Origin of the sequence: Streptomyces arenae, from assembly GCF_022343545.1 — a bacterium.
Classification (GTDB): domain Bacteria; phylum Actinomycetota; class Actinomycetes; order Streptomycetales; family Streptomycetaceae; genus Streptomyces; species Streptomyces humi.
Window position 1 is genome coordinate 92,072 of sequence record NZ_JAKQYH010000057.1, and the last position, 21,162, is coordinate 113,233.

Genomic DNA, 21,162 nt, shown 5'->3' on the forward strand with positions numbered 1-21,162 from the left:
GCCGAGCGCGTCGGCCGCCGCGGACCGCCCCCACGTCACATTGCCGTCGGACGTGACGGACGAGTACGTGGGCTGGAAGACGGGCGATGCTGCGAAGGACGCTGTACTCGCAGATGTCGCCGCACGCATCGACTCCACGAACGACGCCATCCTGCGCGGCGACACAAGCGCGCCCGGTCTGTCGTTCTACTACCGGGACAAGGCGTTGAGCGGCGCCGTCGCCTGGATCCAGGCGTATTTGCACGCCGACCTCTCCTTCACGGGAACCACCCGCTACTTCGCTCCGAAGGTCACCCTGGCCTCCGGAAAGACCACGGCGACGGTCCTCTACTGTTCCGACGAGAGCAAGGGGTTCAACAAGAACCGCAAGACCGGCAAGGTCGACCGGACGCCCTCGGACCAGAGCCCGTACGTGTTGTACAACACGCGCGTCGAAAAGAACGACTCAGGCGTGTGGCAGACCTCCGCTCTGACCTCGCACCGCGGCGACAAGGCCTGCGCCGGCTAGCCGACGAGCCGCGTGTTCTCGGTACCTCGTGTACCAACCCCATCCGCTCTACCAGGAGTATTCGTGAACCCCCGTTCCCGCCTGTCCACGACAGCCGTATCCGGTCTGACCGGCGTAGTCCTCCTCACCGGATGCGGCGACGGCGGAGCGAAGGCCGCGGACAAGGCATCGTCCCTGCCCACGGCGACCGGGGCGTCCGCTTCGGCCTCGCCGAGTGCGTCTGCCTCGACATCGTCCGACGGTCGCCCGAAGATCACGTTGCCGTCGGACGTGACGTTGACCTTCGAAGGCGGCCGTACTGGAAATGCGGACAAGGACGCGGTGCTCGCCGACAGCGCGGAGATGACGCGGGCGGTTGACGCCGCCATTGCCGGGACGGATCCCAAGGGGGAGGGAATCAGCTACTACACCACGGGCAAGGCCCTTGAGGCATCGCTGTCCTGGGTTGCCCAGTTCAAGAAGGCCGATGTCACGATCACCGGTGCTGTCCGGTATTACGACCGCAAGGTGACGCTCGAGAGCAAGACAGCGGCCGTCCTCACGTACTGCGGTGATGAGAGCAAGGGCTTCAGCAAGGACAAGAAGACCGACAAAATCAACAAGACGCCCGTCACCAAAGACAGTTACGTCACGTACAACACCAGGCTCGACAAGAATTCCGACGATGTCTGGCAGACGTCGCAGATCATTTCCGCCCGAGGGGCTGCTCAGTGCCAGCCGTAGCGAGGGCAGTCGGTGTGGTGGTGGATCAGGCGGAGGGTGCCGTCCGGGGTGCGGTGGTAGCGGGTGATGTGGGTGGTGCGGGGGATCGCCGGTTCCGTCCAGTCGATCGCCCTCGCCTCCGGCCAGGTCGGCCAGGTTTCGGCGAAGGCAGAGGGTCCCCAGGCGGCGTGTACCTCCCGGACCTCGGGGGACGTGTCCGGCGGTAGGCCTCGGTTCACCGCCACCTGGCGCCACGTGGCGTCGAAGTCACGTACGCCGAAGATGCAGGCGAAGCCGTCGTAATCCCTCGGCATCCCAGCACCGACAGGCTGATGGCCGGGGACCAGCCCGTCTCGTCGTGGTTCAGGCCCTCCCGCCGGGTGCGGCACTCGATCCCAGCCGTGGATGTCTGTTCCCATGCGGTCACTGGGGCCGGGGCTCTACCTGGCTGGAGGTGAAGTGAGTCCAGGCGGAACCGCTGATAGTGAGGCGGGGGCCCACTGGGTTTTTCGAGTCGCGGATGTGGACGGCTGCGGGGGTGGTGGCCACCTCGACGCAGTTCGAGCTGTCGCCGCTGTAGCTCGACTTCCGCCAGTGGAGTATGTGCACGGTCTCTCTCTCAGATGTCCTGGATGAGGCTCTGGACGAAGTCGTGCGACTCGGCGGGGCCGAGCGCGCAAGTCTCCATGTGGTCCAGCACGGCACGGTACTTGCTCAACTGCGCGTCTGCGTCGAGAAATCCGCACCCGCCGTGGTGGGTGTCGAGCTGCACTGTGTCGAGTTGCGGGACCGGGCCCTCGACGTAGTCGAAGGACTGACCCGTGCTCGGGTAGTACTCCGCGTCGAAGGGGATCACCCGGACGGTCACGTTAGGCAGCTCGCCCATGTCGAGGAGGTGCTTGAGCTGGCCTCGTCTGACGTCGGGGCCGCCGAAGCGGAGGCGAAGAGCCGACTCATGAATGATCGCCGTATACGGCAGCGGTCTCTCACGGTGGAGAATGCCCTGCCGTTTCATACGGTGCGTGAGGCGATGCTCGATCTCGTACTGTCGCATGGAGGGCACCACGGCCCGGAAGAGGGCACGGGCATGGTCGGCGGTCTGTAGCAACGCGGGTACGTGCATCGCGAGGGCCACCCGCAACCCGGTCGCGTGGTGTTCGAGTTCGGCCAGATCGACCAACGCGGCCGGGAGGTGTTCGCGGTACTCCTCCCACCAGCCGCCCGCCCGGCGTCCGGTCATCGCGGCCAAGGCGTCGACCACGGCCCCGTCCGAGCAGTCGTACGCCGATGCCAGCGACCGGACCCGGTCAGGGCTGAGGGAGCTGCGGCCTGTCTCGATCATGCTGACACGCCCCTGGTTGACGCCCAGGAGCGCGGCAGCCTGGGTGACGGTGAGGCCGGATCGCTCACGGAGTTTGCGCAGCTCGGTACCGAGACGCCGTTGACGCAGAGTGGGGTTGTTGGTGGGCGGCACGGCATGTCCTTCCCAGCCGGTGTGCGGCTCTCTTGTAACCCACAGGAGGTAATCGCGGGCATATCTCCCTGATTTTGGAGATGTATCTCCCGGTTGCGGCCTACTGTAATGCCTGTACCGCACAACTCCCCGCGCCCATAAGCCGGAAGCGCACCACCACGGCAGGCCACCGCCCGGCGCGGTCGTTGAGCGAATCCGAAGTCCCGTCTCTCGTCGGAGGTCCTCGTGGACACCGTATTCCTGCCCGACACCTGGACGTACGCCCTTCGCCTGCCTCGTGATCCCCGTGCGGCACGCGTCGCACGTATGACCGTACGGGCGGTGCTCAGCGGTCACGGCAGGAACGAGGCTCTCGACGCCGTCGAGTTGTTGGCCTCGGAACTGGTCACCAACGCCTACCGGCACACACGCGGCCCCGCCTCCCTCCGGCTCACCGCTCTCGCGGACGGGCGGCTGCGGGTCGGGGTCTGGGACAGTCACCCGCGTATCCCCGCCCCCTTCGGGGAGCCTCCCCGGGACCGCGTGCGGTACGTCCCGGCGGAAGCCGAGCAGGGGCGCGGCCTGCGGCTCGTGCAGGAGTACGCGGACTCGTGGGGCGGCCTGTCCGTCGGAGACGACGGTCCGCTCGACCGCGGTGCCGGGAAGCTGCTGTGGTTCGAGGTCCGCGGGTGCTGACGACTGGTCAAGCTCCGGTCAATCCACCCGGTGACCGTTCTCTCGGTGCATGGCGCATGGAACACTTCCTGGGTTGCAGAAGTGAAAAGAGTGGCTCGGCCGACGGGGAGCGGATGCGATGAGCGCGCGGCAGGTGCGGAAGATGTTCCAGTTGATGGCCAGTGGCGAGCCCGTCGAGCTCACCAACGCCTGGTCCTCCGTGAAGAAGCTGGCCCGGCTCGCCTTCGTCGCCCAGCAGTTCGGGTACGAGTACGCCGACGCCCGTCACGCGGGCTCCCGCAACAGCGTGCTGAAACTCCTCATCGTGCCGGACCACAGCCCGCAGGGCCGGGCGCGCGCCGCGCAGAACTGGGCGCAGTTCCCGAACGCCGCCGACGGTGTCTCGCTGCCGCCCCTCGTCCCCGACGCCGTCGAACTCCTCAAGGCCCGCATCCAGTTCGACCTCACCGGGAAGAACGCCGAGAAGCGGATGCTGATCTCGGCCGGTGCCATCACCCTCGGGCTGATCTTTGCCGCTGTGCGCAACGGCGGGGGTACGGGCCCCGTCGTCATCTCCGGGGTGGTGTGGGGCATCGCCATGGCGTTCATAGGGCTCGGGTTCTTCGTCACGCGCGGGCGTAACGGCAAGTTCGCGCAACGGCTACAGGCCGCCGGGTTCATGCCGGTGACGGGCGAGGGCGGACGGGTGCGGTATCTGCCGCCGGGCACACCCATGCCCATGCAACAGGGGGTCATGCAACAGGGGCCCATGCAGCACCCCAAGCACCAGGCCCCGCAGCAGCCCGGCCCCTACGGTCCGTACAGCGGCCAGGGCGGCCAGCCCGGCTACGGCCCCTACGGCGGCCAGCCCCCCGCCGCCCCCGCCCCCACCGGTTACGGACAGCAGCCCGCGGGCCCCTACGCCCCGCCGCAGCAGCCCCCCGGCCCGTACGCCGCCGGCCCGTACGCCCCCGGCCCCTACCACCAGCAGCCCAGCCAGCAGTCCCACCAGCAGCCCCCACAGCCCCCGTACCCCCCGTACCCCGCCCGCTGAGCCGGCGCCCGGCGTGGACCTCTCACCCGGCCTCCTCCCGGGGTGAGAGCAACGTTCCCTTCCGGTCACCCACAGCCACAGTGCGGAAACGCCGCCTCCCTACCTTCGGGCTCAGTCACTCATCCAAAGTCGGCAGACCGAGCACGCGGAGCACCGTGGAGGCGTCATGACAGCCCCAGCCCCTACTTCCCGTAGTCGCTGGATCCAGGAGTGGGATCCGGAGGACGAGACGTTCTGGAACGCGACCGGCGAGAAGATCGCCCGGCGGAACCTGGCCTTCTCCGTCCTCTCCGAGCACATCGGGTTCTCGATCTGGACCATGTGGTCCGTGCTGGTGCTGTTCATGGGGCCGGAGTACGGGCTCACCCCGGCGGACAAGTTCCTGCTGACGTCGATGGTCACCCTGGTCGGCGCGGTCGTCCGGGTGCCGTACACCTTCGCCGTCGCCCTCTTCGGCGGCCGGAACTGGACGATCATCAGCGCCGGCCTGCTGCTGATCCCGACCGTCGCCGCGTTCGCGGTGATGAAGCCGGGGACGTCCTTCGACACCTTCCTGCTCGTCGGGCTGCTGGCCGGCATCGGCGGCGGCAACTTCGCGTCCAGCATGACCAACATCAACGCCTTCTTCCCGCTGAAGAAGAAGGGGTGGGCGCTGGGACTGAACGCCGGCGGCGGCAACATCGGCGTACCGGTCATCCAGCTGGTCGCCCTCGCCATCATCGGGGCGAGCGGCGGGCCCCGGGTGCTGCTCGGGATCTACATCCCGCTGATCCTCGTCGCCGCCGCCCTCGCCGCGCTCTTCATGGACAACCTCGCCACCGTGAAGAACGACACCGGCGCCGCGCTCGACGCCGCCAGGGACGCCCACACCTGGATCATGTCCTTCCTCTACGTCGGGACGTTCGGGTCGTTCATCGGCTACGCCTTCGCCTTCGGACAGGTGCTCCAGGTCCAGTTCGGCCGTACCCCGCTCCAGGCGGCCTACCTGACCTTCATCGGCCCGCTGCTCGGCTCCCTCATCCGGCCGGTCGGCGGCTGGCTCGCCGACCGGTACGGCGGCGCGCGGATCACCCTGTGGAACTACGTCGGCATGGCCGCCGCCACCGGCCTCCTCATCGTCGCCAGCATCGACGGGTCGCTGCCGCTCTTCGTCACCGTCTTCGTCGTGCTGTTCGTGCTGAGCGGGCTCGGCAACGGGTCGACGTACAAGATGATCCCCGGCATCTTCCAGGCCAAGGCCCTCGCCAAGGGGCTCACCGGCGAGGCGGCCGTGGCCTACGGGCGGCGGCTGTCCGGGGCCTCCATGGGGCTCATCGGGGCGGTCGGCGCGCTCGGCGGCGTCGGCATCAACCTCGCCTTCCGGCAGTCGTACCTCTCCTACGGCAGCGGCACCGGTGCCTTCGTCGCCTTCCTGGCCTTCTACGGCCTCTGCTTCGCCGTCACCTGGGCCGTATACCTTCGCCGGCCGGCCGCCGAGGGGCGCCCCACAGCCGCCTCCGAAGCAAAGGCGCAGCTCAGCTATGCCGAGGTGTGACGTAACACTGGTGACATGAAGCGGAACCGAGCCTGTCACGCGCCGTTGACAGGCTCGGTTCGCATGCGGGTCAGCTAGGAGAGCAGCCATGTACGAGGAACAGCAGCGCCCGGACGACGGCGGTCAGCACGGTCCCCTCGCGGGGTTCACCGTGGGGGTCACGGCCGCGCGCCGCGCCGATGAGCTCGGGGCACTGCTCCAGCGGCGCGGCGCCGCCGTGCTGCACGCGCCTGCCCTGCGCATCGTGCCGCTCGCCGACGACGGTGAGCTCCTCGCCGCCACGAAGGAGATCATCGACCAGGCGCCGGACGTCGTCGTGGCGACGACCGCCATCGGGTTCCGGGGCTGGATCGAGGCCGCGGACGGCTGGGGTTTCGGCGAGCAGTTGCTGCGAAGGCTGCACAACGTCGAGTTGCTCGCCCGGGGCCCCAAGGTGAAGGGGGCCGTCCGGGCTGCCGGGCTCACCGAGGAGTGGTCACCGTCCTCCGAGTCCATGGCCGAGGTGCTCGACCGGCTCCTGGAGGAGGGCGTCGACGGCCGCCGGATCGCCGTACAGCTGCACGGTGAGCCGCTGCCGGGGTTCGTGGAGTCGCTGCGGGCCGCGGGTGCGGAGGTGGTGCTGGTGCCGGTGTACCGGTGGATGCCGCCGGAGGACATCGGGCCGGTGGACCGGCTCATGGACGCCGTGGTCTCGCGCTCGGTGGACGCCGTCACCTTCACCAGCGCGCCCGCCGCGGCCTCGCTGCTGTCCCGCGCCGAGGAGCGGGGGCTGCGCGGCGACCTGCTCGCCGCCCTGAACCACGACGTCGTACCCGCCTGCGTGGGCCCGGTCACCGCGCTGCCGTTGCAGGCCCTCGGTGTCGACACGGTCCAGCCGGAACGGTTCCGGCTCGGGCCCCTCGTACAGCTCCTGTGCCAGGAACTTCCGTCGCGGGCACGGGCGTTGCCGGTCGCCGGGCACCGGGTCGAGATCCGCGGGCACGCGGTCCTCGTGGACGGCGCGCTGAAGCCGGTCCCGCCGGCTGGCATGTCCCTGCTGCGGGCGCTCTCGCGGCGGCCGGGGTGGGTGGTGGCCCGTGCCGAACTGCTCCGCGCGCTGCCCGGCGCGGGCCGTGACGAACACGCGGTGGAGACGGCGATGGCCCGCCTCCGTACGGCCCTGGGCGCGCCGAAGCTGATCCAGACGGTGGTCAAGCGCGGCTACCGCCTCGCACTGGACCCGGCGGCGGACACCAAGTACGCCGACGTGTGAGACCGCGCCCGTGGACTGGTACGGGGTGCGCTGCGTCTTCCGGCATGTCTCCCTCGGGGTGTACGAGGAGCGGGTGACGCTGTGGACCGGGTCCTCGGCGGACGAGGCGATCGGGCGCGCGGAGGACGAGGCACGGGTGTACTGCGCCGCGCTGGACGACGTCGAGTACGTGCGGTTCGCCGAGGCGTTCAGGATGGCCGGGGCGCCCGGCGAGGGGGCCGAGGTGTTCTCCCTCATGCGGGAGAGCGGGCTGCCCGCGGGGGAGTACGTACGGCGGTTCTTCGCCACGGGGGATGAGCGGACCGGCTGACCGGCGTACGACGTTGTGGGGAGCCGCCCGCGGCAGCGGGCCGTAGGGGGCGGGCTCGCGGCCCGCCACTCGGGTCCGTTCCTTCCCTGGTGCGCTGGGCCGTCCCGTGCGGACGCGCGTGCGCGACCGCACGTGCCCCGGGTCCGCGGGCGTGCGCTCTGCCGGATCCCGGCGGCCGGGCGGCAGGCTGGCGCCGGACCACGCACCACGGGGGGACGGAATGACACGCTGGCAGCCGCTGCCGGCCACACTGCCGCGCGAGGCGCGGCAACTGGTCGAGCACCTGCGGGTCCTGAAGGGCCGTACCGGACTCAGCCTCGCCGACCTGGCCCGGCGCACGGCGTACAGCAAGTCGTCCTGGCAGCGCTATCTGAGCGGGGACAGACTGCCGCCGAGGGGCGCCGCGCAGATGCTCAGCCGACTGGCCGGCGGGGACCAGACCCGCATGCTCGCCCTGTGGGAACTGGCCGAACAGACCTGGCCCCAGGGCCCGCCGGAGCCGACGGCCGAAGCGGTGCCCGAGTCCGCCGGTCCGGTCGAGTCCCCCGTGGGACAGCGGCGGTGGCGTACGGCCGCCGTCGCCGCGTCCGCCCTCGCCGCGGTGCTGGCCGCCGGGCTGCTGTGGGCCCTGCCCCGCAGAGCGGGCGGTGCCGTCGCCGCCCGCCCCGGTGGTGAGCTCAGCCCACCCGGTCGTAGTACGCGACCTTCCAGGGACCCGTGCCCTTGATCCGTACCCGGTACTTGTTGCTGACGCGCTTGAGCGTCGCGTTGTGCGCGGTGCCGTGGTACGTGACGGTGCCGGCCGAGGTCGGGCCGGTGAGCCGCTGCTGGGCGAAGGTCCAGCTCTGCTCGGTGACGACCCCGTCGTTGTCCGACAGACCGAAGTGCTCCTGCCACCACTGCGTGGCCGACTCGGTCTCGGGACCGAACGAGCCGTCGATCCTGCTCTTCTCGAAGCGGTGGGAGTCGCCGTCGTCGTCCTGGTACTGGGCGCCGTCCGCCCACAGGACCGTCTCCCACAGGGCCGTCGCGTTGCTGGTCGGGTAGTCGTCGACGCCGAGGTTCTCCTCGTCCTGCCAGTCGTCGGTGACACCGCCGCCGCCGTCGATGCCGTGGTAGGGCGGGGCGGCGGCGTTCGCGGCCGGTGCCAGGGCCAGGCCCGCGGCCCCCAGCAGTACGGCGGTCGCCGTCGCGACGACCCGGGTGCGCATGCTCATGAAACGTGTCCTCTCTGAACCGCCGTCCCTCGCGGGTCCCCCCTGGGGCGGCTCGCCGTGCGTTCGCAGGACACAGAGTCCGGGTCCTGGGCGGTGGCGGCGAGGGCCGCCGGCACATCGGGACCGGACGGGGACGGCCCACGCCGTACCCACGGGCGTCCCCACCGGGTGCGGGTCGTATGGGAACCTCGTGGAACACCGGTACGAGGGGTTCCGGCCGCCCGTCGTGCCGGGCACTGTGAAGGGACACGGTTCGCTGTCCTAGGCGGTGACAGGCACATGGCACTGGGTACGGCCGCGGCCCCCTACGAGCTGCGCTTCGACGCCGGGCGGATCTGCCTGGACCTGCTGGCGACCACGCACCCCGGCGAACGGCTCGACGCGCTCGGGCCGCTGCGGGCCTGGATCACCGGGTCCGGGCTCGTCCCGCCGGGCACGCCGCTGCCGCACGCCGACACCGGGTGGCTGCTGGGATTTCGTGAACTGCGCGGGCACGTCGAGCAGTTGGTGCGCGGCCGGAACGCGGCGCGGACCCGGCCGTACGACCTCGCGCTCGCCCGCGTCAACGAGCTGGCCGGTGCCGCCGCGCCGCCGGCCCCGCGTGCCGTGCCCGGCGAGGACGGCACGCTGGTGCGGGAGTTGGCGGACCCGCCGGGGTGCGCGGCGCTGCTCGCCGCCGTCGCCCGGGACACCGTGGAACTGCTCACCGACCCCGTCGCCCGGGCGTCGGTCCGGGAGTGCGAGGGGGACAACTGCCCCCTCGTGTACCTGGACACCTCCCGCGGCCGCAGGCGCCGCTGGTGCTCCAGCGAGGTCTGCGGCAACCGCGAGCGGGTGGCCCGGCACCGCCGCAGGGCCGCACTCGCACGCGCCTGATCCGCCGAAGCGGGGCCGCCGCCCCATCTCCGTCCCGTTGCCCGACCCAACTCCTGTCCCATTCACGGCGTCTGTCGGACCTTCATCGAAGCTTCCCCGACGTGATTTCGACAACACTCCGTTTGGTGACCGCCGCGTACGGGCAACCCGGCCGCTCTCGACGATGTGTCGGAAATGTAAAGATCACGAGGGGGGAATGTGCTGTCATGTCCCGCTCGTCATGGCGGCGCGCAGAAAAATGTGGGGTCTTGTTGAACACCCCGCGAGTCACTTCCGTACCGGTGGGGGAGCGACCGACTGGGGGAACCCCCGGACACCGGAGGTGGGCGTGCGCAAGGATGCGGCCGTGGCCAATGAACGTGGATCGAGGGCCCGACATCGCATGTCCCAGCCCTCGGAACCAGATGAGGAGCTGATGCGTGCCCTGTACAGGGAGCACGCCGGACCACTCCTTGCGTATGTCCTTCGGCTGGTCGCCGGTGATCGGCAACGCGCCGAGGACGTCGTGCAAGAGACACTCATCCGTGCCTGGAAGAACGCCGGCCAGCTCAATCGAGCGACCGGATCGGTACGCCCCTGGCTGGTGACGGTCGCTCGCCGCATCGTCATCGACGGTCACCGCAGCCGGCAGGCCCGGCCGCAGGAGGTCGATCCGTCGCCGCTGGAGGTCATCCCCGCGGAGGACGAGATCGACAAGGCGCTGTGGCTGATGACGCTGTCAGACGCGCTCGACGACCTGACCCCGGCCCACCGGGAGGTGCTCGTCGAGACGTACTTCAAGGGGCGTACCGTCAACGAGGCGGCCGAAACGCTGGGCATACCCAGCGGCACCGTCCGCTCTCGGGTGTTCTACGCCCTCAGGTCGATGAAGCTGGCTCTGGAGGAGCGGGGGGTGACGGCGTGATGAGTGTGTACGGGGGGCACGGCGGGTTCGGCACAGGTGGTGCGGGTATGTCTGGTGCCATGCAGGAATCTCCGGTGCCCAATGAGCACGAGACCGTCGGCGCATACGCGCTGGGGATTCTCGACGACGCCGAGGCAACCGCTTTCGAGGCCCATCTGGCCGGGTGCGAATGGTGCGCCCAGCAGCTCGACGAGCTGGCCGGAATGGAGCCCATGCTGGCGGCCCTGGCCGATCTGCCGGGCTCCGGAAGCACGCCGTCCATCGGCGAGTCGCTGTCCGCGAAGCCCAGTCCGCGGCTGGCCGAGAAGCTGGTCGTCGAGGTGGCCGAGAAGCGGAAGGTCCGCAGCCGGCGCAACATCTTCGCACTGGCGGCCTCGGTCGTCCTGATCGCCGGCGGCTCGGCGGCCGGCGTGGCGCTGGGCGGCGGCTCGGACGGCAGCGGCGGCACCGACATGGCCGCGGGGCCCGCCCAGGCGGCCTTCCAGACCATGTCCGACAAGAAGACGGCCACGGACCCGACGACCCATGTCACCGCGACCGTCGCCCTGGAGAAGAAGGACTGGGGCACCCACGCGGTCCTCCAGCTCAAGAACGTCAGCGGTCCGAAGAAGTGCTCGCTCATCGCCGTCGGCAAGAACGGCGAGCGCGAGACGGTGACCTCCTGGTCCGTCCCGACCTGGGGATACGGCATCACGGACGCCAAGTCGGAGAAGGCCAAGGAGCCCCTCTACGTACACGGCGGCGCCGCCTTCACCCCCAACCAGATCGACCACTTCGAGGTCATGACCTTCGACGGGAAGAAGCTCGTCTCGGTCAGCGCGTAGCACCGGCGGGCCCCCTTCGCGTACGGTTGACGGCTGCCCAGCACGTCAGAAGGGGGCCCGGTGGCCGCTCAGGCTCAACAATCCGCGGTCGGCTCTCACCGCTCCGAACAGGACACCGTCCAGGACACGGTCCAGGACTCCGTTCGGGACCGTGAGATCTGCGTCGAACAGGAACATCTCGACCGGGTCTACCGGCGCCTCGAGGAGAAGATCCACGAGGCCGAGTTCCTGATGAACGACGCGGCGCAGCGCGGTCAGGTAGGCACGCCCGGAGCGCTCGCGGAGCGGGACGCCCAGGTCTTCCGGGCCGGCGTCCACCTGAACCGGCTGAACAACGAGTTCGAGGACTTCCTCTTCGGCCGGATCGACCTGCTCCTCGGCAAGGACGGCAAGAAGGGCCCCGACGGCGCCTACACCGCCGTCGAACCCGCCGACGGCGCGGTCCGCGCCGACAACACCGCCGACATCGCCGAGACCCTGCACATCGGCCGCATCGGCGTCCTCGACCAGGACTACGCGCCCCTGGTCATCGACTGGCGGGCCCCCGCCGCGGCCCCCTTCTACAGGTCCACTCCGGTGGATCCCGGGCGTGTCGTACGACGCCGGGTCATCCGCTCCAAGGGCCGCCGCGTCCTCGGTGTCGAGGACGACCTGATGCGCCCCGAGCTCACCGCCTTCCTGGACGGCGACACGCTGCCCGTCATCGGCGACGGCGCCCTGATGGCCGCCCTCGGCCAGGCCCGCGGCCACACCATGCGGGACATCGTCGCCTCCATCCAGGCCGAGCAGGACCTGGTCATCCGCGCCCCCGCCGCCTCCGTCACCTACGTCGAGGGCGGCCCCGGCACCGGCAAGACCGCCGTCGCCCTGCACCGCGCCGCCTACCTGCTCTACCAGGACCGGCGCCGCTACGCGGGCGGCATCCTGATCGTCTCCCCGACCCCGCTCCTCGTCGCCTACACCGAGGGCGTCCTGCCGTCCCTCGGCGAGGAGGGCCAGGTCGCCATCCGTGCCATCGGCTCCCTGGTCGACGGCGTCGAGGCCACCCTCTACGACACCCCGGCCACCGCCCGCGCCAAGGGCTCCTCCCGGATGCTCCGGGTGCTGCGCAAGGCCGCCCGCGGTGCCCTGGAGCTGAACGACTCGCCGACCCGGCTCAGGGTGGTCGCCTTCGGCCGCCGCCTGGAGCTGGAGGCCCCGGAACTCGACCGCATCAGGCAGAACGCGCTGGGCGGCACCGCGCCGGTCAACCTGCTCCGCCCGCGCGCCCGCAAGCTGCTCCTCGACGCCCTGTGGGCCCGCTCCGGCGCGGGCGGCCGGCACACCGACCCGGAACTCGCCGCCGAACTGCGCTCCTCCTTCGACGAGGACATCCTCACCGAGGACCCCTTCATCGAGTTCCTGGACGCCTGGTGGCCCGAGCTCACCCCGCGGTCCGTCCTCGCCGCCATGGCCGACGAGAGACGCCTCGGCCGCTGGGCGCGCCGCGTCCTCAACCCCGGCGAGATCCGCCGGGTGGCCCGCTCCCTGCGGCGGGACGGCCACACGGTCCACGACATCGCCATGCTCGACGAGCTCCAGGCCATCCTCGGCGCCCCCGCCCGCCCGAAGCGCAAGCGCGAGGCGGACCCGCTGGACCAGCTCACCGGCCTGGAGGAGCTGATGCCGGTCCGTGAGGAGTCCCAGCGCGAGCGCGCCGAACGGCTCGCCCAGGAGCGCGTCGAGTACGCCCACGTCATCGTCGACGAGGCCCAGGATCTGACCCCGATGCAGTGGCGGATGGTCGGCCGCCGGGGCCGGCACGCCACCTGGACGGTCGTCGGCGACCCCGCCCAGTCCTCCTGGTCCGACCCCGACGAGGCGGCCGAGGCCCGCGACGAGGCGCTCGGCTCCCGTCCGCGCCGCCGCTTCGAGCTCACCGTCAACTACCGCAACCCGGCGGAGATCGCCGAGCTCGCGGCCAAGGTGCTGGCCCTCGCCATGCCCGGCTCCAAGTCCCCCTCGGCGGTCCGCTCCACCGGGGTCGAACCCCGCTTCACGGTGGTGCGCGACTCCCTGGAGAAGACCGTGCGCGCGGAAGCGGAGCGGCTGCTCGGCCTGGTCGACGGCACGGTCGGCGTGGTCGTCGCCATGGACCGGCGCGCGGAGGCCGCCCGCTGGCTCGCCGGGCTCGGCGACCGGGTGGTGGCCCTCGGCAGCCTGGAGGCCAAGGGCCTGGAGTACGACGCGACGGTCGTCGTCTCGCCCGCGGAGATCGCCGACGAGTCCCCGGCCGGGCTGCGCGTGCTGTACGTGGCCCTCACCCGGGCGACCCAGCAGCTGACGGTGGTCTCCGCGGAACGTGACGAACCGGACGCGTCCGGGGTGCCCGACCTGCTCAGGGACTGAGCCCGGGGGCGCCCGGGACTGAGTCCGGGGGCGCCCGGGGACCCGTTCGGCTGGAGGTTTCCTGTGAAGTCGGCGGACGGGAATGGCCGAACGGGATCTGTTTGTTAGCCTTGTCGTGACACCGGCTCGATCCAAGCCCCCGGGCCCAACCTTCGTCGCTGCGAGCGACCACTTGCCGCGAGGCGAGCATGGCGGGTCGGTGTCATGAACGTAGAAGGGGCCCACGTCACTGTGTGACGTGGGCCCCTTTTCGCGCGAACAATACGCACGTAATCAGGCCCGGCTACCGCCTACCCGGCGGTAGGTGCGACGATCGGACGGCAAAACCAGCGACACGGTGAAACAACGAAGGAAGTCGGCCATGGCAACGGCGCCCAGCGTCTCCTACTCGATGACCATCCGGCTGGAGGTGCCCGCGAGCGGAACGGCCGTCTCGCAGCTCACCACCGCCGTGGAGTCCTCCGGAGGCTCGGTCACCGGCCTCGACGTCACCGCGTCCGGCCACGAGAAGCTCCGTATCGACGTCACCATCGCGGCCTCCTCGACCGCGCACGCCGACCAGATCGTCGAGCAGCTCCGCCAGATCGAGGGCGTCACCCTCGGCAAGGTCTCCGACCGTACCTTCCTGATGCACCTCGGCGGCAAGATCGAGATGGCGTCGAAGCACCCCATCCGCAACCGTGACGACCTCTCCATGATCTACACCCCGGGCGTGGCCCGCGTGTGCATGGCGATCGCGGAGAACCCCGAGGACGCGCGCCGCCTCACCATCAAGCGCAACTCCGTTGCGGTCGTGACGGACGGCTCCGCGGTCCTCGGCCTCGGCAACATCGGCCCCAAGGCCGCCCTCCCGGTCATGGAGGGCAAGGCGGCCCTCTTCAAGCGGTTCGCGGGCATCGACGCCTGGCCGCTGTGCCTCGACACCCAGGACACCGACGCGATCGTCGAGATCGTCAAGGCGATCGCCCCGGGCTTCGCGGGCATCAACCTGGAGGACATCTCCGCGCCCCGCTGCTTCGAGATCGAGGCGCGTCTGCGCGAGGCCCTCGACATCCCCGTCTTCCACGACGACCAGCACGGCACCGCGATCGTCGTCCTCGCCGCCCTGACGAACGCACTTCGCTGCACCGGCAAGGCGATCGAGAACATCCGGGTCGTCATGTCCGGCGCCGGCGCGGCCGGCACGGCCATCCTCAAGCTGCTGATCGCGGCCGGCGTGAAGAACGCCGTCGTGGCCGACATCCGCGGTGTCGTGCACTCCGCCCGCGAGGACCTGGTCGACGCCCCGGCCGACTCGCCGCTGCGCTGGATCGCCGACAACACCAACCCCGAGGGCCTCACCGGCAGCCTCAAGGAGGCCGTGCGCGGCGCCGACGTCTTCATCGGCGTCTCCGCCCCGAACATCCTCGACGGGGACGACGTCGCCGCCATGGCCGACGGTGCGATCGTGTTCGCACTCGCGAACCCCGACCCTGAGGTCGACCCGGCGATCGCCCGCCAGACGGCCGCCGTGGTGGCCACCGGCCGCTCCGACTTCCCCAACCAGATCAACAACGTGCTGGTCTTCCCGGGTGTCTTCCGCGGCCTCCTGGACGCCCAGTCCCGTACGGTGAACACTGACATGATGCTCGCGGCCGCGAAGGCCCTCGCCGACGTGGTGACGGAGGACGAACTGAACCCGAACTACATCATCCCCAGCGTCTTCAACGAGAAGGTCGCCGGGGCGGTGGCGGGCGCGGTCCGGGAGGCGGCGAAGGGCGCGTAGGCGCCCGTCAGGGGTGTGGGGAACGGCGCGACCGGCCTCCTCCGGGAGGCACCCGGAGCCCCGCCCGGGCAAACAACTGTGAAACTTGCCACGCCATACATCCGGCGCGTCGTGAAACCCCCCCTTCGGCCCAGCCGTAGGGTATTGGCGGCACCCGGATTGGCGTTCCCGCCGCAGGTGGGGGCAGGATGCGTCCCGGCCCAACATGCGGCTCCGCCGCGTGGCACGCCTCAATGGCAAGAAGAACACGGGAGTAACAACATGAACCGCAGTGAGCTGGTGGCCGCGCTGGCCGACCGTGCCGAGGTGACTCGCAAGGACGCCGACGCCGTGCTGGCCGCGTTCGCCGACGTCGTCGGCGACATCGTCTCCAAGGGCGACGAGAAGGTCACCATCCCCGGCTTCCTGACCTTCGAGCGCACCCACCGTGCCGCTCGTACCGCGCGCAACCCGCAGACCGGCGAGCCGATCAACATCCCCGCCGGCTACAGCGTGAAGGTCTCCGCGGGCTCGAAGCTCAAGGAAGCCGCGAAGGGCAAGTGACCTTGCCGTCCGTAAGCCACGGGACGGCATACGGCACGTAGGAACGACGACGGGGCGGCCCCTCCACCAGGGGGCCGCCCCGTCGTCGTACCAGAACCACTACGAGCGCCTACCCCCGGACCCCCGGCCGGGGGGTGTTGCTCCGGCGCGGGGCGGGGAGGCTGGGGTCAGCCGAGTGCCTTGCCCGGGAGTTCGACCTTCGCGCCCAGTTCGACGAGCTTCTCCATGAAGTTCTCGTAGCCGCGGTTGATGAGGTCGATGCCGTGGACCCGGGACGTGCCCTGGGCGGCGAGGGCGGCGATGAGGTACGAGAAGCCGCCCCGGAGGTCGGGGATGACCAGGTCGGCGCCCTGGAGGCGGGTCGGTCCCGAGACGACCGCCGAGTGCAGGAAGTTGCGCTGGCCGAAGCGGCAGGCGGAGCCGCCCAGGCACTCGCGGTAGAGCTGGATGTGCGCGCCCATCTGGTTGAGCGCCGAGGTGAAGCCGAGGCGGGACTCGTACACCGTCTCGTGGACGATGGACAGGCCCGTCGCCTGGGTCAGGGCGACCACGAGCGGCTGCTGCCAGTCGGTCTGGAAGCCCGGGTGCACGTCCGTCTCCAGCGCGATGGACTTCAGCTGGCCGCCGGGGTGCCAGAAGCGGATGCCCTCGTCGTCGATCTCGAAGGCACCGCCCACCTTCCGGTAGGTGTTCAGGAACGTCATCATCGAGCGCTGCTGGGCGCCCCGGACGTAGATGTTGCCCTCGGTCGCCAGCGCCGCCGACGCCCAGGACGCCGCCTCCAGCCGGTCCGACAGGGCGCGGTGGGTGTAGCCGCCGAGCTTGTCCACACCGGTGATGCGGATCGTGCGGTCGGTGTCGATCGCGATGATCGCGCCCATCTTCTGCAGCACGCAGATGAGGTCCTCGATCTCCGGCTCGACGGCCGCGTTCGACAACTCCGTGACGCCCTCGGCGAGTACGGCCGTCAGCAGCACCTGCTCGGTCGCGCCGACGGACGGGTAGGGCAGCGCGATCTTCGTGCCGCGCAGCCCCTTGGGGGCCTCCAGGTACTGGCCGTCCGCGCGCTTCTCGATGGTCGCGCCGAACTGCCGCAGCACGTCGAAGTGGAAGTCGATCGGCCGGCCGCCGATGTCACAGCCGCCGAGCCCGGGGATGAACGCGTGCCCGAGCCGGTGCAGCAGCGGACCGCAGAACAGGATCGGGATCCGGCTGGACCCGGCGTGGGCATCGATGTCAGCGACGTTCGCGCTTTCCACGTACGTCGGGTCGAGCACCAGCTCACCGGGTTCCTCGCCCGGCCGTACCGTCACCCCGTGCAGTTGCAGCAGACCGCGTACGACCCGCACGTCACGGATGTCGGGAACGTTGCGCAGCCGACTCGGCGCACTGCCCAGCAGTGCGGCGACCATGGCCTTCGGTACGAGGTTCTTCGCACCGCGGACCCGGATCTCGCCCTCCAGCGGGGTGCCGCCATGGACAAGCAGTACGTCGTCAGAGCCGTTGACGGTCATGGATCTCGCGTTCCGTGGAGTTGGGCAGGGCTGGAGAGACAGAGTAATCGCCCATCGGCCCCCTGCCGTAAGCCCAAGTACCGCCCAGCTACGTCATAGCTGTGTCACAACACGAACCGTTTCTTCTCGGGCACGAGGGGTCACCGGCCGTCACCGTGCGCCGTGGACGCTTCCGTCCACCCTGAGCTGCGTTCACTCGCACACCCCGATTGGCTCCCCACCGGACGGGAAGATGCGGGATCATGTCTGGCATGACCGAGGTGTCCTCGCTCACAGGGCGGCTGCTCGTGGCCACGCCCGCCCTGGCGGACCCGAACTTCGACCGCGCGGTGGTGCTCCTTCTCGACCACGACGAGGAGGGCTCCCTCGGTGTCGTCCTCAACCGGCCCACCCCGGTGGGCGTCGGGGACATCCTGGAAGGCTGGGCCGCCCTCGCCGGTGAGCCCGGGGTCGTCTTCCAGGGCGGCCCGGTGTCGCTGGACTCCGCGCTCGGCGTCGCGGTCATCCCGGGCGGTGCGAGCGGCGACCGCGCCCCGCTCGGCTGGCGCCGGGTGCACGGCGCGATCGGTCTGGTCGACCTGGAGGCGCCGCCGGAACTGCTCGCCTCGGCCCTCGGCTCCCTGAGGATCTTCGCCGGTTACGCGGGATGGGGCCCCGGTCAGCTGGAGGACGAACTGGTGGAGGGCGCCTGGTACGTCGTCGAGTCCGAACCCGGCGACGTCTCCTCCCCGTCCCCCGAACGGCTCTGGCGCGAGGTACTGCGCCGCCAGCGCAACGAGCTCGCGATGGTGGCCACGTACCCCGACGACCCTTCGCTCAACTGATTCGTGCGGGCCTCGGTACCCTTGGCCGCATGAGCACTCTTGAGCCCGAGCGCGGGACTGGTACGGGGACCCTCGTAGAGCCGACGCCGCAGGTGTCCCATGGCGACGGCGACCACGAGCGCTTCGCCCACTACGTCCAGAAGGACAAGATCATGGCGAGCGCGCTCGACGGCACCCCCGTCGTGGCGCTGTGCGGCAAGGTGTGGGTGCCGGGCCGGGACCCGAAGAAGTACCCCGTGTGTCCCATGTGCAAGGAGATCTACGAGTCCATGAGCGGCGGCGGCGACGACGAGGGCAAGGACAAGTAGCCCACCGCTCTCCAGCTCGGCTCTCTGAGGCCCCGAGCGCGCTTTGGCGTGCTTCGGGGCCTTTGTCGTGTCCGTGCGTTGCACGGGGTGCGTGCCCTGGTCACAGAGTGGTCGAGACCTCTTGTCGGCATGTTCATGTTGTCCTTAACCTCCGTGGTGTTGTGCAGAGCGAAACCGGCATTGCATATGTTGCAACGCCGTCCGATGTCTCAGTGCGCTCCGGAGGGTCACTCCATGAAGTTCCCCGTCCCCGCGTTCCTCGTCGCCGCCCTGTTCCTGGCCGCCTGCGCCCCCGGGACCTCCACCGACTCCGCGTCCGACAAGGACGACAAGAGCGGCACCCTGCGGGTGTGGCTCTTCCAGGAGGTCGGCAACGAGCCGAAGCAGAAGGTCGTCGACTCGGTCGTCGCCGGCTTCGAGAAGGCGCACCAGGGCACCCGTGTCGACGTCGAGTACATCCCGGTCGACACGCGCGCACAGCGCGTCAAGGCCGCGTTCAACGACCCCGGATCCGCACCGGACGTCATGGAGTACGGCAACACCGACACCGCCGGTTACGTCCACGACGGCGGACTCCTCGACGTCACGAAGGAGTTCGGCGCCTGGCCCGCGGCCAAGGACACCGACCCGACGGCGAAGCAGTCCGTCACCGTCGCCGGCAAGGTCTACGGCGCCCCCTTCTACGTCGGGGTCCGCGCCCTCTACTACCGGACCGACGTCTTCGAGAAGCTCGGCCTGAAGCCGCCGAGGACCCTGGCCGGACTGGCGTCCACGGCCCGTGCCGTCCGCAAGGCCGAGCCAGGCCTGTACGGCCTCGTCGTCGGCGGTGCCTACACCTATGGCGCGATGCCCTTCATCTGGGCCAACGGCGGCGAACTCGCCACGGCCAAGGGGGGCTCGTACGTCTCGGCGATCGACAGCGCCGCCGCCCAGAAGGGCATCAAGGAGTACACGTCGCTGTTCGGCGACGACAACTGTCCGGCCGCCAAGTGCGCCGGCTTCGGCGGCAACGACACGATCACCGCGTTCGCCGCGGGCAAGGCGGGCATGGCGATCGGGGGCGACTTCAGCCATGCGGCGGTGGAGGCGGGGGCGGTGAAGGGGAAGTACGCGGTGGTGCCGCTGCCGGGGGTCACGGCAGGCTCGATCGCGCCGGCCTTCGCGGGCGGCAACAACATCGGCGTGCTGAAGAGCACGACGCACCGCACGCTGGCGGTCCAGCTGATGGAAGAGCTGACCTCGAAGAGGACACAGGCCTCGATGTTCGACGCCATGGGGTTCCTGCCGACGTTCACGGACGTGCGGAAGCAGGCGGCCGTCAAGGAGCCGTTCGTCAAGCCGTTCGTGGCGACGCTGGCCGCGGGGGCGAAGTTCGTGCCCGCGTCGGCCGGCTGGTCGGGGATCGATTCCTCGCTGGTGCTGCCGACGATGTTCCAGGAGGTCGTCAGCGGCAAGAAGAGCGTGGCGGGGGCGTCCGAGGAAGCGGCGAAGAAGATGGACTCGGCGTTCGGGGCGGCGGGATGACGCCCACCGGGGTGAGGGCTGCGGGGCCTTCGCGGGTGTGGGCGCGTCGTGGCTTGTCGCGCCCACGCGGCGGCAGCCGCAAATGCGATACAGCCCCGCGCCCCTTCGGGGGCGCCGGGTGGCACCCCTGGCTGTATCTCGCCCCCGCTCTCGTGATCCTCGGAGGGCTGCTTCTTTACCCCATCTATCAGTTGGGGCTGATCTCGGTCTTCCGGTACACCCAGGCCCAGGTCAGCGGCGGGGAACCCACCGCCTTCGTCGGAGTCGACAACTACGCGGCCGTCTTCGGCGACGAGCAGTTCTGGTCGGTCCTGCTGGCCACCGTCCTCTTCGCCGCCGCCTGTGTCCTGTCGACGCTCGCCGTCGGCTGCGCGCTCGCGGTGCTGCTCACGCGGGTGCGGGCGCTGCCCCGGCTGGTGCTGATGCTGGCCGCGCTGGGGGCCTGGGCGACCCCGGCCGTCACCGGGTCGACGGTCTGGCTGTTTCTCTTCGACCCGGACTTCGGGCCCGTCAACCGGGTCCTCGGACTGGGTGACCACTCCTGGACGTACGGGCGGTACAGCGCCTTCCTCCTGGTGCTGCTCGAAGTGGTGTGGTGCTCGTTCCCGTTCGTCATGGTCACCGTGTACGCCGGGATCCGGGCCGTGCCGTCCGAGGTGCTGGAGGCCGCCGCGCTGGACGGGGCCTCGCAGTGGCGGGTCTGGCGGTCGGTGCTGGCGCCGATGCTGCGGCCGGTCCTGACGGTCGTCACCATCCAGTCGGTGATCTGGGACTTCAAGGTGTTCACCCAGATCTACGTGATGACCGGCGGGGGCGGTATCGCCGGGCAGAACCTGGTGCTGAACGTCTACGCCTACCAGCAGGCCTTCGCCTCCTCGCAGTACGGGCTGGGCGCCGCCATCGGTGTCGTCACGCTGCTGGTCCTGCTCGCCGTGACCCTGGTGTACCTGCGGCTGCTGCGCCGGCAGGGGGAGGAGCTGTGACCGT

General features: G+C 70.3%; 23 protein-coding genes. 18 read left to right on the forward strand and 5 right to left on the reverse strand.

The genetic code is table 11. From position 1 onward, the window contains the following. Positions 1-52 precede the first annotated feature (52 nt). Both MB828_RS25615 and MB828_RS25620 read left to right on the forward strand, forming a co-directional pair. The gene (locus MB828_RS25615) at positions 53-508 is read left to right on the forward strand and encodes a hypothetical protein (protein WP_301650251.1); all 456 of its coding nucleotides are present in this window, start codon (positions 53-55) and stop codon (positions 506-508) included. Positions 509-571: 63 nt separating this feature from the next. Continuing rightward, a complete protein-coding gene (locus MB828_RS25620; protein ID WP_301650252.1) occupies positions 572-1,231 on the forward strand; it encodes a hypothetical protein in 660 nt (219 codons plus the stop codon). Here the strand turns inward: MB828_RS25620 and MB828_RS25625 are convergent. From MB828_RS25625 to MB828_RS25635, 3 genes are all read right to left on the reverse strand, one after another. Then, the gene (locus tag MB828_RS25625) at positions 1,216-1,524 is read right to left on the reverse strand and encodes a hypothetical protein (protein WP_301650253.1); all 309 of its coding nucleotides are present in this window, start codon (positions 1,522-1,524) and stop codon (positions 1,216-1,218) included. The genes MB828_RS25620 and MB828_RS25625 overlap by 16 nt on opposite strands. Positions 1,525-1,633: 109 nt before the next feature. Beyond that, on the reverse strand, positions 1,634-1,915 hold the full coding sequence (locus MB828_RS25630) for a DUF397 domain-containing protein (RefSeq protein ID WP_343236194.1): 282 nt from the start codon (positions 1,913-1,915) through the stop codon (positions 1,634-1,636). After that, positions 1,830-2,684 (reverse strand): helix-turn-helix domain-containing protein, encoded by an 855-nt coding sequence (locus MB828_RS25635; protein WP_301650255.1) that lies wholly within the window; start codon positions 2,682-2,684, stop codon positions 1,830-1,832. The genes MB828_RS25630 and MB828_RS25635 overlap by 86 nt, the downstream gene beginning before the upstream one ends. Positions 2,685-2,909: 225 nt before the next feature. On the opposite strand from MB828_RS25635, the gene MB828_RS25640 reads away from it, so the two are divergent. The 6 genes from MB828_RS25640 to MB828_RS25665 all read left to right on the forward strand — a co-directional run bounded on the left by MB828_RS25640 (position 2,910) and on the right by MB828_RS25665 (position 8,215). Then, positions 2,910-3,359 (forward strand): ATP-binding protein, encoded by a 450-nt coding sequence (locus MB828_RS25640; RefSeq protein ID WP_301650256.1) that lies wholly within the window; start codon positions 2,910-2,912, stop codon positions 3,357-3,359. Positions 3,360-3,477: 118 nt separating this feature from the next. Beyond that, complete coding sequence (locus MB828_RS25645) at positions 3,478-4,392, forward strand: hypothetical protein (RefSeq protein ID WP_301650257.1); 915 nt, start codon at positions 3,478-3,480, stop codon at positions 4,390-4,392. Positions 4,393-4,558: 166 nt separating this feature from the next. After that, the gene (locus tag MB828_RS25650) at positions 4,559-5,926 is read left to right on the forward strand and encodes a nitrate/nitrite transporter (protein WP_301650258.1); all 1,368 of its coding nucleotides are present in this window, start codon (positions 4,559-4,561) and stop codon (positions 5,924-5,926) included. An 88-nt stretch (positions 5,927-6,014) separates the two neighbouring features. After that, positions 6,015-7,178, forward strand: a complete 1,164-nt coding sequence (locus MB828_RS25655; RefSeq protein ID WP_133021607.1) for a uroporphyrinogen-III synthase — start codon at positions 6,015-6,017, stop codon at positions 7,176-7,178. 10 nt (positions 7,179-7,188) lie between these two features. After that, on the forward strand, positions 7,189-7,488 hold the full coding sequence (locus tag MB828_RS25660) for a hypothetical protein (RefSeq protein WP_301650259.1): 300 nt from the start codon (positions 7,189-7,191) through the stop codon (positions 7,486-7,488). Positions 7,489-7,708: 220 nt separating this feature from the next. Continuing rightward, complete coding sequence (locus MB828_RS25665; protein ID WP_301650260.1) at positions 7,709-8,215, forward strand: helix-turn-helix domain-containing protein; 507 nt, start codon at positions 7,709-7,711, stop codon at positions 8,213-8,215. Here MB828_RS25665 and MB828_RS25670 read toward each other — a convergent pair. Beyond that, the gene (locus MB828_RS25670; RefSeq protein WP_301650261.1) at positions 8,166-8,705 is read right to left on the reverse strand and encodes a peptidoglycan-binding domain-containing protein; all 540 of its coding nucleotides are present in this window, start codon (positions 8,703-8,705) and stop codon (positions 8,166-8,168) included. The genes MB828_RS25665 and MB828_RS25670 overlap by 50 nt on opposite strands. Positions 8,706-8,984: 279 nt before the next feature. Between MB828_RS25670 and MB828_RS25675 the strand changes: the two genes are divergently transcribed. The 6 genes from MB828_RS25675 to MB828_RS25700 all read left to right on the forward strand — a co-directional run bounded on the left by MB828_RS25675 (position 8,985) and on the right by MB828_RS25700 (position 16,005). Beyond that, positions 8,985-9,581, forward strand: a complete 597-nt coding sequence (locus MB828_RS25675; protein ID WP_301650262.1) for a CGNR zinc finger domain-containing protein — start codon at positions 8,985-8,987, stop codon at positions 9,579-9,581. A 382-nt stretch (positions 9,582-9,963) separates the two neighbouring features. After that, a complete protein-coding gene (locus tag MB828_RS25680) occupies positions 9,964-10,485 on the forward strand; it encodes a sigma-70 family RNA polymerase sigma factor (RefSeq protein WP_010039908.1) in 522 nt (173 codons plus the stop codon). Beyond that, on the forward strand, positions 10,485-11,309 hold the full coding sequence (locus tag MB828_RS25685) for an anti-sigma factor family protein (RefSeq protein ID WP_301650263.1): 825 nt from the start codon (positions 10,485-10,487) through the stop codon (positions 11,307-11,309). Before MB828_RS25680 ends, MB828_RS25685 begins: the two co-directional genes overlap by 1 nt. Before the next feature lie 60 nt (positions 11,310-11,369). Further along, on the forward strand, positions 11,370-13,697 hold the full coding sequence (locus tag MB828_RS25690) for a HelD family protein (protein WP_301650264.1): 2,328 nt from the start codon (positions 11,370-11,372) through the stop codon (positions 13,695-13,697). Between the two features lie 361 nt (positions 13,698-14,058). Next, positions 14,059-15,462, forward strand: a complete 1,404-nt coding sequence (locus MB828_RS25695) for an NAD-dependent malic enzyme (RefSeq protein ID WP_301650265.1) — start codon at positions 14,059-14,061, stop codon at positions 15,460-15,462. A gap of 261 nt (positions 15,463-15,723) precedes the next feature. Next, positions 15,724-16,005 (forward strand): HU family DNA-binding protein, encoded by a 282-nt coding sequence (locus MB828_RS25700; RefSeq protein ID WP_046733427.1) that lies wholly within the window; start codon positions 15,724-15,726, stop codon positions 16,003-16,005. A gap of 167 nt (positions 16,006-16,172) precedes the next feature. On the opposite strand, the gene murA is transcribed toward MB828_RS25700, so the two are convergent. Then, positions 16,173-17,519, reverse strand: coding sequence for a UDP-N-acetylglucosamine 1-carboxyvinyltransferase (gene murA / locus MB828_RS25705; protein WP_133021615.1), 1,347 nt, complete (start codon positions 17,517-17,519; stop codon positions 16,173-16,175). Between the two features lie 251 nt (positions 17,520-17,770). Here murA and MB828_RS25710 point away from each other — a divergent pair, with 251 nt between their 5' ends. The 4 genes from MB828_RS25710 to MB828_RS25725 all read left to right on the forward strand — a co-directional run bounded on the left by MB828_RS25710 (position 17,771) and on the right by MB828_RS25725 (position 21,158). After that, the gene (locus tag MB828_RS25710; protein WP_133021616.1) at positions 17,771-18,343 is read left to right on the forward strand and encodes a YqgE/AlgH family protein; all 573 of its coding nucleotides are present in this window, start codon (positions 17,771-17,773) and stop codon (positions 18,341-18,343) included. A 29-nt stretch (positions 18,344-18,372) separates the two neighbouring features. Continuing rightward, positions 18,373-18,651: a DUF3039 domain-containing protein gene (locus MB828_RS25715; protein WP_133021617.1), complete on the forward strand. Its 279-nt coding sequence runs from the start codon at positions 18,373-18,375 to the stop codon at positions 18,649-18,651. Between the two features lie 234 nt (positions 18,652-18,885). Further along, complete coding sequence (locus MB828_RS25720; protein WP_301650266.1) at positions 18,886-20,175, forward strand: extracellular solute-binding protein; 1,290 nt, start codon at positions 18,886-18,888, stop codon at positions 20,173-20,175. Next, complete coding sequence (locus MB828_RS25725; protein WP_430381423.1) at positions 20,172-21,158, forward strand: carbohydrate ABC transporter permease; 987 nt, start codon at positions 20,172-20,174, stop codon at positions 21,156-21,158. The genes MB828_RS25720 and MB828_RS25725 overlap by 4 nt, the downstream gene beginning before the upstream one ends. Positions 21,159-21,162 lie beyond the last annotated feature (4 nt).

What these genes read in the sequence shown, in the direction of transcription:
- MB828_RS25625 (WP_301650253.1), bottom strand. Translation starts at nt 1,524, where the DNA reads ATGCCGAGGGATTACGACGGCTTCGCCTGCATCTTCGGCGTACGTGAC.
- MB828_RS25645 (WP_301650257.1), top strand. Translation starts at nt 3,478, where the DNA reads ATGAGCGCGCGGCAGGTGCGGAAGATGTTCCAGTTGATGGCCAGTGGC.
- MB828_RS25650 (WP_301650258.1), top strand. Translation starts at nt 4,559, where the DNA reads ATGACAGCCCCAGCCCCTACTTCCCGTAGTCGCTGGATCCAGGAGTGG.
- MB828_RS25655 (WP_133021607.1), top strand. Translation starts at nt 6,015, where the DNA reads ATGTACGAGGAACAGCAGCGCCCGGACGACGGCGGTCAGCACGGTCCC.
- MB828_RS25665 (WP_301650260.1), top strand. Translation starts at nt 7,709, where the DNA reads ATGACACGCTGGCAGCCGCTGCCGGCCACACTGCCGCGCGAGGCGCGG.
- MB828_RS25670 (WP_301650261.1), bottom strand. Translation starts at nt 8,705, where the DNA reads ATGAGCATGCGCACCCGGGTCGTCGCGACGGCGACCGCCGTACTGCTG.
- MB828_RS25675 (WP_301650262.1), top strand. Translation starts at nt 8,985, where the DNA reads ATGGCACTGGGTACGGCCGCGGCCCCCTACGAGCTGCGCTTCGACGCC.
- MB828_RS25680 (WP_010039908.1), top strand. Translation starts at nt 9,964, where the DNA reads ATGTCCCAGCCCTCGGAACCAGATGAGGAGCTGATGCGTGCCCTGTAC.
- MB828_RS25685 (WP_301650263.1), top strand. Translation starts at nt 10,485, where the DNA reads ATGAGTGTGTACGGGGGGCACGGCGGGTTCGGCACAGGTGGTGCGGGT.
- MB828_RS25695 (WP_301650265.1), top strand. Translation starts at nt 14,059, where the DNA reads ATGGCAACGGCGCCCAGCGTCTCCTACTCGATGACCATCCGGCTGGAG.
- MB828_RS25700 (WP_046733427.1), top strand. Translation starts at nt 15,724, where the DNA reads ATGAACCGCAGTGAGCTGGTGGCCGCGCTGGCCGACCGTGCCGAGGTG.
- murA (WP_133021615.1), bottom strand. Translation starts at nt 17,519, where the DNA reads ATGACCGTCAACGGCTCTGACGACGTACTGCTTGTCCATGGCGGCACC.
- MB828_RS25710 (WP_133021616.1), top strand. Translation starts at nt 17,771, where the DNA reads ATGACCGAGGTGTCCTCGCTCACAGGGCGGCTGCTCGTGGCCACGCCC.
- MB828_RS25715 (WP_133021617.1), top strand. Translation starts at nt 18,373, where the DNA reads ATGAGCACTCTTGAGCCCGAGCGCGGGACTGGTACGGGGACCCTCGTA.
- MB828_RS25720 (WP_301650266.1), top strand. Translation starts at nt 18,886, where the DNA reads ATGAAGTTCCCCGTCCCCGCGTTCCTCGTCGCCGCCCTGTTCCTGGCC.
- MB828_RS25725 (WP_430381423.1), top strand. Translation starts at nt 20,172, where the DNA reads ATGACGCCCACCGGGGTGAGGGCTGCGGGGCCTTCGCGGGTGTGGGCG.